Genomic DNA, 1,007 nt, shown 5'->3' with positions numbered 1-1,007 from the left:
GCGCCCCCGGGCCTGCTGACCGGCGGCCGCCTGCGCCCCCGGGCCTGCTGACCGGCGGCCGCCTGCGCCCCCGGGCCCGCCCTCGGCGGGTCCCTTGCCGAGCACGGCCTGCTCATGCACGGCGGCACCCCGCACGCCTTCGCGGCCGGTGCCGCGCGGGTGCCGGTGGCCGTTCACACGGCCGGGTGCTTGCGGGGCCGCCCTCAGCTACGTGGTCGAGCACCGTCCGCTCGCAGGTGGCACCCCGCACGCCTTCGCGGCCGGTGCCGCGCGGGTGCCGGCGGGCGTCATGCGGCCGGGTGTCCCCGGGCCCGCCCCCAGCGGTGCCCGGCCGAGCACGGCCCGCTCACCGGCGGCCCGGCGTAGGACGCGGCCGGTGCCGCGCAGGACCCAGCGGCTGTCCACGCGGTCGGTGCCCGGCGTGCTGGGTGGGGATACGGTGGCGGTGGGTGGGCGTTCAGGTCCTGGGCGCGGCGGTTACGGTGCTGACGTGCGCGGGCCGCCGGCAGGGGGCGGGCGCGCACGTGACCGACCGGATCACCGACGGGGGGACGATGTCCGCGACCGTGCTGCTGCTCGCGGCCTCGCCGGTGGGCCGGGGGCGTCTGGTGGACGCCGCCTCCGTGCTCCCGGTGCTCGCCGCCGTCGAACCCGCCGTGCTGTCCGGCGCCGACGCAGCGACCGTCGTGGAACTCGCCGACCCGCTCGAGCCGCAGGCCGTCCTCACCCGGCTGCGCGCGGCCGCCGCGGCCCCCGGACCGCTGACCCTGTTCGTCACCGGCCAGCTCCACCTCGACCGCCGTCAGCGCCTGCCCCATCTGGCGCTGGGCCGCACCACGCCGGCCACCGTGCGCTACACCGCCCTGCCCTGGCACTGGCTGCGCGAGGAGCTGCGGCTGCGTCCGGAGGGCACGACCACGATCGTGGCCGACCTGCACGCGGACGCGGAGAGCTGGCAGTGGCTGCGGGAGCGGCCCCTGGACGCCGGCCGCGACGTCGCCGTGTAC

At 79.3% G+C, this 1,007-nt stretch carries 1 pseudogene; it reads left to right on the top strand.

The features are described from left to right. Positions 1-554 precede the first annotated feature (554 nt). A pseudogene (locus tag IE249_RS38005) lies at positions 555-1,007 on the top strand (hypothetical protein); the annotation flags it as partial.

The sequence above is a fragment of the Streptomyces anandii JCM 4720 genome, from assembly GCF_014650655.1.
Taxonomy (GTDB): Bacteria; Actinomycetota; Actinomycetes; order Streptomycetales; family Streptomycetaceae; genus Streptomyces; species Streptomyces anandii.
Note: the sequence above shows the minus strand (reverse complement) of the source record. Positions and strands in the feature narration are given on the sequence as shown.